Annotated in this window: 11 protein-coding genes; 8 read left to right on the top strand and 3 right to left on the bottom strand. The window is 41.2% G+C overall.

The window, feature by feature from the left end; translation table 11 throughout:
• Positions 1-121 precede the first annotated feature (121 nt).
• Positions 122-700 (top strand): trypsin-like serine peptidase, encoded by a 579-nt coding sequence (locus SPD53_RS18940; protein ID WP_336253489.1) that lies wholly within the window; start codon positions 122-124, stop codon positions 698-700.
• Between the two features lie 18 nt (positions 701-718).
• Positions 719-1240: a DUF3221 domain-containing protein gene (locus tag SPD53_RS18935; protein WP_336253488.1), complete on the top strand. Its 522-nt coding sequence runs from the start codon at positions 719-721 to the stop codon at positions 1238-1240.
• A 260-nt stretch (positions 1241-1500) separates the two neighbouring features.
• Here SPD53_RS18935 and SPD53_RS18930 read toward each other — a convergent pair whose 3' ends face one another.
• The gene (locus tag SPD53_RS18930) at positions 1501-2352 is read right to left on the bottom strand and encodes a YihY/virulence factor BrkB family protein (protein ID WP_336253487.1); all 852 of its coding nucleotides are present in this window, start codon (positions 2350-2352) and stop codon (positions 1501-1503) included.
• 191 nt (positions 2353-2543) lie between these two features.
• Here SPD53_RS18930 and SPD53_RS18925 point away from each other — a divergent pair, with 191 nt between their 5' ends.
• Genes SPD53_RS18925 through SPD53_RS18915 form a run of 3 tightly spaced genes read left to right on the top strand, consistent with a single transcriptional unit; the run spans position 2544 to position 3689 of the window.
• Positions 2544-3023 carry a DUF948 domain-containing protein gene (locus SPD53_RS18925; protein ID WP_336253486.1) on the top strand — a complete coding sequence of 160 codons (480 nt, stop codon included), beginning with the start codon at positions 2544-2546 and terminating at the stop codon, positions 3021-3023.
• A 2-nt stretch (positions 3024-3025) separates the two neighbouring features.
• Positions 3026-3484, top strand: a complete 459-nt coding sequence (locus SPD53_RS18920) for a DUF948 domain-containing protein (protein WP_336253485.1) — start codon at positions 3026-3028, stop codon at positions 3482-3484.
• Complete coding sequence (locus tag SPD53_RS18915; protein ID WP_336253484.1) at positions 3474-3689, top strand: hypothetical protein; 216 nt, start codon at positions 3474-3476, stop codon at positions 3687-3689. Before SPD53_RS18920 ends, SPD53_RS18915 begins: the two co-directional genes overlap by 11 nt.
• Positions 3690-3745: 56 nt before the next feature.
• Here the strand turns inward: SPD53_RS18915 and SPD53_RS18910 are convergent, their stop codons facing one another.
• A complete protein-coding gene (locus SPD53_RS18910; RefSeq protein ID WP_156857530.1) occupies positions 3746-4189 on the bottom strand; it encodes a DUF948 domain-containing protein in 444 nt (147 codons plus the stop codon).
• Positions 4190-4922: 733 nt separating this feature from the next.
• Here SPD53_RS18910 and cwlD point away from each other — a divergent pair.
• Together cwlD and SPD53_RS18900 are read left to right on the top strand one after the other, a co-directional pair.
• On the top strand, positions 4923-5642 hold the full coding sequence (gene cwlD, locus SPD53_RS18905; RefSeq protein WP_336253483.1) for an N-acetylmuramoyl-L-alanine amidase CwlD: 720 nt from the start codon (positions 4923-4925) through the stop codon (positions 5640-5642).
• Between the two features lie 91 nt (positions 5643-5733).
• Positions 5734-6789 (top strand): Mrp/NBP35 family ATP-binding protein, encoded by a 1056-nt coding sequence (locus tag SPD53_RS18900; protein WP_336253490.1) that lies wholly within the window; start codon positions 5734-5736, stop codon positions 6787-6789.
• A 53-nt stretch (positions 6790-6842) separates the two neighbouring features.
• Here SPD53_RS18900 and gerD read toward each other — a convergent pair whose 3' ends face one another.
• Positions 6843-7496, bottom strand: coding sequence for a spore germination lipoprotein GerD (gene gerD, locus SPD53_RS18895; protein ID WP_156857532.1), 654 nt, complete (start codon positions 7494-7496; stop codon positions 6843-6845).
• 270 nt (positions 7497-7766) lie between these two features.
• Between gerD and SPD53_RS18890 the strand changes: the two genes are divergently transcribed.
• A complete protein-coding gene (locus tag SPD53_RS18890; protein ID WP_156857533.1) occupies positions 7767-8441 on the top strand; it encodes a KinB-signaling pathway activation protein in 675 nt (224 codons plus the stop codon).
• Positions 8442-8444 lie beyond the last annotated feature (3 nt).

The following is an 8444-nucleotide window of genomic DNA, read 5'->3' as shown; positions in this document are numbered from 1 at the left end:
TTTCATCTCTCAAAACCGATGGGAGACAAGGACTGTGAATTATGAAATTCATTCAATTGGTATTCAATTGGAACGGAGAAAATAATTGATATAGAGTTAGAACCCTATCACTAGATTTATTGTGGAATTAAGCCATTTCATAAAATTTGATATGTTGATTTTTTCTGACAATTATATTAATCTAGGAGGTAGTAGGATTTTAACAGCTGCACATTGCCTATATAAATTAGATGACGAAAAATTGATTGAGGGTCATCCGGTGGGAGTATCAGTATTTACGGGCTATAACAATGGAAATTATGATGAAGTATCAAGTGCCACATCAATAAAGTTACCGGCGGAATATATAAATACATTAGCAAATCAATATGATTTCGGAGTTATTGATCTCGCTGACGATCTGTCGTCAAGAGTTGGTGTGTTAGATTTAGAAGTTGCAACCAATAGGAACGTGAAGATTGGTGGATACCCTGCAGATTTAGGACAAAGACAATACATTATGAGTGGTCCTGCTACCTTAGAAAGTAATGGTAGACTGCATTATACGATTGATACTTTTGGGGGTCAAAGCGGGGCACCTATCTTAGATAATGTTAATAATCGGATTATTGGTGTTCATTCAGCCGGTTACAGGGATTTGGATTTAAACTTGGGGGCTGCATTAGATTCAATAAAAATTTTATTTATAAAAAGTCCATAAAGTAAAGAAGGTAATCGGATGCGCAAAATTATATATTCACTCATTGCAATCTCCCTGCTGTGCATAATCGTATTTATCAATTATGAATTCAAACCATTGGAAAACAAAGATCCTAAATCTACAGTAAATTCTGATAACGGAATGGTGAATCAAGAACCAGAGAGTCCAAGTATAACAACAGTAACAGGTTATTTCTTTTTTGATTATGTCGATATACGTGAAAGATTAGCGGGAGATGAGGAAGAAGAATATTATTATTATATGGACAGGTATTTCCAAACATACTCTTTTGAATTAATCACTCCTACAGAAGATACGGACGAAAAGACTGACACAGGGGATGACTATGAAGATTACTTTAAAGAGAGAGGGATGGATATCCTTTCTCTTCCGAATAAACTCACAAATAAAGATGGGCTTTTTTTCAAGAACGGCGACTATATCTCAGTCGAAATAGAAGGACCTATAATGGAATCTTTTCCAGCACAGGCGAAAATAACAAAAGTAGAAAGAATAGCCCCACGTACGGTTTATAGGTAGCATGAAACATTGCTATTTTAGCGCGATAAGAAGAAATAGTAAAAGTCCTAGCTAGTTTGAATGTGGTGCGCAATCCCCTGGTATACGTTCGAATTCGAACGACAACTGAGAATTGCGCACTATTCCTGACCGAACCCACACCACAACTGGAATTTAAGCATCAGCCCTAAAACAAATTCATTACAACTGTAAAATTCGCACCAGCCAAGAATACCATTTGTTTTATTCAACCTATATAGATTGATTTTCATCTATATCGCCTAAATATTCGCTGCCTTATGAAGTTCTGTAGCGTTGTGGGTTTTATAGCGATGATAAATAACAGTGATACTTGCTCCAAGCATCAGGATAAGCCCTGTCAGGAAGAACCATGTCATGAGAATGATCACCCCACCAAGTGTCCCGTATGTTGCCGAATAGTTACCAAAATTACTTACATAAATTGAAAATCCGAATGAAATAATCTGCCAAAGCAGACTAGCAACTAAAGCTCCAGGGATAATATGCTTAAAGGAAATCTTCTTATTCGGTGCAAAGCGGTACAACAACATGATAAATGTCGTAAGAACAATGATACTAATCAGCCAGCGCAAGATATGCAGCAAAACCCCCATTCCTGTGGTCAATCCGATAACCGATCCAACTAATCGTAAAATAACGTCTCCGAGAACCGGTAAAAGAATCGCGACAATGACAGAAATAATCAGTCCGATTGTGAGACCAAGTGAAATTAAGTGAACAGTAATAAACGAGCGGGTTTCCTCCACATCAAATGCTTCATTCGATGATTTAATGAATGCATTAATCCCGCCTGATGCCGACCATAATGCACCGATGATCCCGACGGTTAGTAATCCGCCTCTTGGGGTTTCGACTAGGCTGACAATATTTTCTTCAAATAAAGAGGCGATTTCTCCAGGTAAGACGGTAGAGAAGAAACCGAGCGCGTCGTCTGCTGAAATATTGAAATAAGGGATAATTGCAAAGCCGACGATCAATAATGGAAAAATCGCCAACAGGAAATAATAAGCCAAGGCGGCAGCTAGGAATGTAATATTATCTTCTTTAAGCTTCTGCAATAATTCTTTTCCAAATCCTTTTATTTTACCCATTATCCATTAACCTCCAGTAAACTTCCTACTATAGACTCTATACCCCGCCTGTTTTGAAAATAATCTTTTTGAAAAAGAGAGGCAGGGAAGAATTGTGAAACGTTAAAAGTTTTAATTACACCATCTAGTGGTATAATATCACTATAATAGATGCCTGTATATGTGGATGCTAAAGGAGGGGGACAGTACATATGGGACTTATTTATCTTAGTATTTTACTTGTAGCCATCGCCTTTCTGATCACGGTCGTTTATATTTGTTTCGTCCTGAAGCGTGTGACGAACACAATACAAACGTTACGTGGAACAATAGGTAGTGCCGAAGAGCGGGTCGAGAAGATGACGCCAGTTCTTTCGCAGACGATAAAAGAGACGGATGAGTTAATGGCTGATGTAACGGAAAAGGTCCAAGCAACGGACAGTATGTTTGACTCGGTCCAATTATTCGGTGAGTCTGTTCAATCTGCCAATACTGCGCTACAAAATGGGTTAGGAAATTTAACGGACGAGGAAATGGATCGTAAAGTAAAGCCGTTTATCGAAGGAATAAAATGGAGTGAAGTTGCAGTGCAATTGTATGGCACGTGGAAAGGGAAGCAGCTGAAGCAAAAGAATGAACTTATGATTCAAGAAGAGCATGATATAGTAGAAGTAACAGGGAGAGAGGGATAGACATGACATTAGTTGGTGTAGGAGTATTATTAATTGGTGTTGCATTTCTTGTGTTAGCCGTGTTCGTAGCTCATGTGTTGAATAATTTGGCTGGTGTCTTGGACGGAGTGGATAAAACTGTTCAGCAGCTGCCTGGACAGCTCGATGATATGTTGAATGAAACATCTAATATTATTCGGGAAAGTAATCAGACTTTAGCTGACGTAAATGTGAAAATGGAGCAATTGAGCCCATTATTCTATATTGTGGGTGATGTAGGGAATGCAACAAGAAAGTTTACATCATCTTTAGTGGACGTAACCGACTCGATGAAAGAGAAGAGTGAGGCAGGTAAAGGTATTGCCGATACGAATAAATTAGGTGGTATATACGGTTCTTTCGCATTAGGATATTACTGGCTGAAGCGACGCCAACAATTAAAGAATGACGATGCTGAAGGGGAATTTACTGGTGGTAACTAAAAATCTAATCTGTTCGATTGCTAGTGGCATTGTGAGCGGTGCAGTGCTTGCTGTTGTGGCAAATTACCGGGATGAGCATGCGGACGCTCCCTCATTACTTGAAAAAGCGCAAGCGTGGGAAAGAAAGCTCTACCAGGATGGTGCAGAGCGCGCGGACCTGATTGAGAAGATTAAACAAGATGCGCGCTTAGTCGCAAAGGAATAATAAAAATGCATGGTACCTGTTTTTCAGCGGATACCATGCATTTTTTTAATTAATGATTATTCGTTGTCGATTACATTTCTCTCTTTACTGAGTTCTCTAGCCTTCAGGATAACCATCATCCCTAGGGTGGCCGCACCATACAAAGCTTCCAAATTTTTCCTTGTGGCGAACGTGCCAGTTTCTTTCCTTTCGAAGTCTTCCACAGCATTCACCATATTAGAGGAGAGTTCATGTGTTGCTCTACCTACATCTCCAACAAGGTAAAAGATAGGAGTCAGTTCCTTTAATTGTCCATTTATTTGCTGAAGCGTGTCTACACCAGTATGGAGGGCCGCATTTGCTTGGTTGCTAATATCTTTTACCGTCTCAGGAAGATCCTTCGTTGTGTCTTTTACGTCAGCTAAAATAGCAGCTATCTTATGAAGCGGTTTAATTAATATGCCAGTTAATGCTAATAGGGCAATTCCGATGATGATTAATCCGATCCCAATCCAAATCATCGTAAAAACTCCTCTCCGTCATTATATATTTATCATACCACGTTATCCTTATTATAAAACGAAACTTTCTTCCGTGGAAGTTTTTGCTCCTTCACCCTAGCTTACCACATATCCTTAGTCATAATCCCTTCCAGTCACCCATAAAATTTTAATAACATACTCAACTTGCGCAGTCTATGTGGAAAAAATGTGGATTGCTTTCATTCGGCGTAAGCGTTTTACACGTTCTCCAGAATGGCTCTCTAATCACCGTTTAGTTTCCCGATGATCGGATGCGCATCCTAAGGTACAGCTGAAGCCTCCTTGGGCTACCGCCCTGCTTAGGTCTAGACTCGTGCTATTCCCACAGGAGTCACCGTCCACCGGGAAACTGAACTGGTAAAGATGATTATGATGAATGGAGATTATTTTAGCACGATGAAGATTGTACTTCTGAAATGTTAAATAGTGCTCCGAATTAAGATTTTCCTCGGAGCAGTCCAGACACCTCGAGACTCCTGCGGGAGGCCGGCTAAGTACGGTCACGTCCTGTGACCAATGCCGGCATTAGAACTTCCTGTTCGTCGATAGGCTTTGGTGAGACCCCGCAGTGGGCTTGCCTACGAGGAGGCTCACCAGCCGCCCGCGGAAAGCGAGAGGTGTCTGGACTGCGAACCTCCAGGTAAAAGTTGCGCTTACGCTGAATGAAAGTAATTAGCAGGTAGTTGAGTAATATAGTAAAGGTGGCGACGGGATGGAGCGTCTTTTTAAACTTGGGACATGGCTCTTTGGTTTGTTTATCTTAGTGTATTTGATTCAAATGCCGATTGAGGAGACGGATACGACTTGGGCGTCTTGGTCACTCCCATTATCAGGAAAAGTGATTGTTCTTGATCCGGGACATGGCGGGCCCGACGGAGGGGCGGTTGGCAAGGATGATACAGTAGAAAAAGATATTGCGCTGATGGTTACGAAACAACTGCAGCGCTATTTACAACAGGCAGGTGCGCTGGTTTATTTAACCCGAGAAGCGGACGAGGATCTTGCTCATGAAGATACGAAAGGACTCTCCCGTAGAAAATCGGAGGACATAAGAAATCGGCTTCAATTTATTGAGGGTAAGCAGCCTGATTTATTTTTGACCATCCATTTGAATGCTCTACCTTCAGAGAGATGGCGGGGAGCCCAGACATTTTATTATCCATCTTTTGAGGAAAATGCACATCTTGCTCGTATGATCCAAGCGGAAATTAGGGGTAATCTAGAGAATACAGACCGGGAGGCGCTAGAGATTGATGGAATTTATCTGTTGAAACATGCAGAGGCACCAGGTGCTCTTGTTGAAATTGGTTTTTTATCAAATGTTGAAGAGCGGGAGTTATTGAAGCAGAAGGACTATCAGGAACAGATGGCAGCAAGTATTTACCGGGGGTTACTACGCTATATTACAGAGCCAGCTGAAGCGGAAGAGTGAAACCGTCATCACAATGCATTTTACTTAGGTTTTCAGTTGTTTATGTTATACTTGAGGATGTACATAAATGCAGATAAGGATGGTGACAACATTGCTAACAAAAGAACAGGTGATGGAACTCTTAGGTCCGGTAAGGGATCCATTTATACATACAACATTAGCAGAAACAGACGGGATTAAGAACGTTACCATTAGGGAGGAAAAAAAGCACGTCAGTGTGAAGATCGGAATTTCCAAACTGAATACCGGCGAACAGATGCAGATGCAACAAGAAATTGTTGGGATTCTAAAGAAAAATGGTGCGACAACCGTAGGACTACGTTTCGAACAATTGCCAGATGAAATCATACGAGAATATCAACCAGCTGTCGATCAGGCGAAAGAAGCTTCCTTAATGGGTGGTGTGAATCCGCACTTTATTGCAGTGGCATCTGGTAAAGGTGGTGTCGGTAAATCGACAGTAACCGTTAATCTTGCAACAGCGCTTGCACGGCTCGGAAAGAAGGTTGGGGTTATTGATGCCGATATCTACGGGTTCAGTGTTCCAGATATGATGGGGATTGAAGAACGTCCAATCGTCCGCGGGAAAAAGATTATCCCAGTGGAACGCTTCGGTGTGAAAGTCATTTCTATGGGCTTCTTTGTTGAAGATAACTCGCCGATCATATGGCGCGGTCCAATGCTTGGTAAGATGCTGAATAGCTTCTTTTCTGAAGTGGAGTGGGGTGACTTGGATTATCTATTGCTCGATCTCCCACCAGGGACAGGAGATATTGCAATGGACGTTCATGAGCTTCTTCCAACTTGTAAGGAAGTAATCGTTACAACACCGCATCCGACGGCCGCATTTGTTGCCGCCCGCGCTGGTCAGATGGCAATGAAGACGAACCATGAGATTCTCGGAGTTATCGAGAATATGTCTTACTTTGAAAGTAAAGTGACGGGGGAAAAAGAACATGTCTTTGGTAAAGGCGGCGGGAAAAAGCTCGCTGAGGTATTGAAGACGAAAGTACTTGGCCAACTACCGCTCCAGCAACCATATATGGATGATGAAGTATTCGCGCCATCCGTTTATCAAGAAGACCATCCAACTGGACAGGAATTCCGCCGAATCGCTGCGAAAATTGTTGCCCAAGTGGAAGAATGAAAATAAAAAAGAGCCTGAGGGCTCTTTTTTATTTTAACCGCCTTTAACCGCCTTTAACCGCCTCCACCACCAGCGCCAGCTCCTTGTTCATTTTGTGTTTCGGCACCTTGTTGCTCATCACCACCACCCTGTTGCCGCTGGTTGTTCTCCTGACCTCCACCATTTTGTTTTGCTTGTTCTTCAGCGGCTTTTAGAAGAATTTCTTGGATTCTTGCTTGGAATAGCGGGGTTTCCAATGTTTGCTGGATTGTTTCTTCCAAATGAGCGCGAAATTGCTGACTTTTTAAGGTTGCCAAGATCAATGCTGTTACCTCCGGATTCTGCAGTAATTCGAGCACCTGCTTTTGATATTCTGCATCATGCATTAAATTCTTCATCCATTTTGTTTGCTCTTTTTGAATAGCTTCTGTATATCCTTTGACAAAACTTGGATCCTTGAAGAGTGATTGCCACATTTCCTTTCCCTTGTCACTCACTAATACTTCATTTATCGCAGATTTCACTTCATCGGATTGGATTGTAAGTTCTTGCTTCACTTTCTCATCTTGGAATAATTCGGTTAATGCTTTTTTACCATCTTCAGTCTGCAAGATATCGACAACCATCTTTTTTGTCTGCTCATAATCTGCTTGATCCTTTGCCGCCTGATTCCCGCCACAAGCTGTTAGGGGAATAATGAAGAGAATGAGGAAGAAAAGCTTTTTCATGATGAACCACCTTTCATTTTATGTCCAGCTCCCGTGCCGGCGACTAGCGGATTTCCAGCACCTCTGTGTAAAAGGAAATCCGATAAACGCTCACGTATGTGGCAATATTGAACTACCCTTCGTCCTAGAAGGCACAATGTGTACGTCGCTACCCGGGCGCTTTGCTAATATGATTGACAAATTTACCAACTATACAGTTAAAATGAGGAAAAAAGCTGCTGTTCGTGTTAAAATACAAACATACGCATGGAAAGTGTAGGAGGATTTACATTGAATATTCGTAAATTGATTAAGTTTTTATTCAATACGTTAGTCATCGGTGGAGCTACTGGTATTATTATAAGTTTTTTTGTTAAGTGGGATACATATGCTGCCTATCTTAATCCAATCAATTGGATGGAATTATTAGGATTACTGACATTTTTTGTTGGTTTAGGCTTTACTTTCGCTGTTGTCAGTATGACTGGATATTTTGCTTACTTATATATTCACCGGTTCGGAATTAGTTTATTTCGTTCTTTTTGGCCAGCAGTGCAGATTGTGTTAATCGTATTTGTATTATTTGATTTAATTTATTTCCCATACAGAGGGTCTGATGGGGAAATAGGAATATATTGGTTGATTTTTGGCACCTTACTCTTCTACCTTTATTCTTGGTTTGTCGCCAAGCTAAAACAGAAAGAAACAAATAAATCTGCTTTTATTCCGACATTGTTTTTCATGATTGTCATTACAACGTTAGAATGGACGCCGGCTCTTATGGCGGAAGGTCCGGATTACGTCTGGTTAATGTTTGCCCCGTTACTTGCATGTAATACGTACCAAATCATTGGCCTACACCGAATCGCAAACCGTGTAGACGGCAAGTCTAAGAAAGACCCAGCTAGAAAAGAAACAACAACACCGAAAAAGAATGTCAAACAAACCGCAACAACAAAAGCGTAAAAA

Source organism: Oceanobacillus sp. MO10714A (genome assembly GCF_037072045.1).
GTDB classification, from domain to species: domain Bacteria; phylum Bacillota; class Bacilli; order Bacillales; family Amphibacillaceae; genus Oceanobacillus; species Oceanobacillus indicireducens.
Note: the sequence above shows the minus strand (reverse complement) of the source record. Positions and strands in the feature narration are given on the sequence as shown.

Coding starts and splice junctions, on each gene's coding strand:
- SPD53_RS18935 (WP_336253488.1), top strand. CDS start 719: ATGCGCAAAATTATATATTCACTCATTGCAATCTCCCTGCTGTGCATA.
- SPD53_RS18930 (WP_336253487.1), bottom strand. CDS start 2,352: ATGGGTAAAATAAAAGGATTTGGAAAAGAATTATTGCAGAAGCTTAAA.
- SPD53_RS18925 (WP_336253486.1), top strand. CDS start 2,544: ATGGGACTTATTTATCTTAGTATTTTACTTGTAGCCATCGCCTTTCTG.
- SPD53_RS18920 (WP_336253485.1), top strand. CDS start 3,026: ATGACATTAGTTGGTGTAGGAGTATTATTAATTGGTGTTGCATTTCTT.
- SPD53_RS18910 (WP_156857530.1), bottom strand. CDS start 4,189: ATGATTTGGATTGGGATCGGATTAATCATCATCGGAATTGCCCTATTA.
- cwlD (WP_336253483.1), top strand. CDS start 4,923: ATGGAGCGTCTTTTTAAACTTGGGACATGGCTCTTTGGTTTGTTTATC.
- gerD (WP_156857532.1), bottom strand. CDS start 7,496: ATGAAAAAGCTTTTCTTCCTCATTCTCTTCATTATTCCCCTAACAGCT.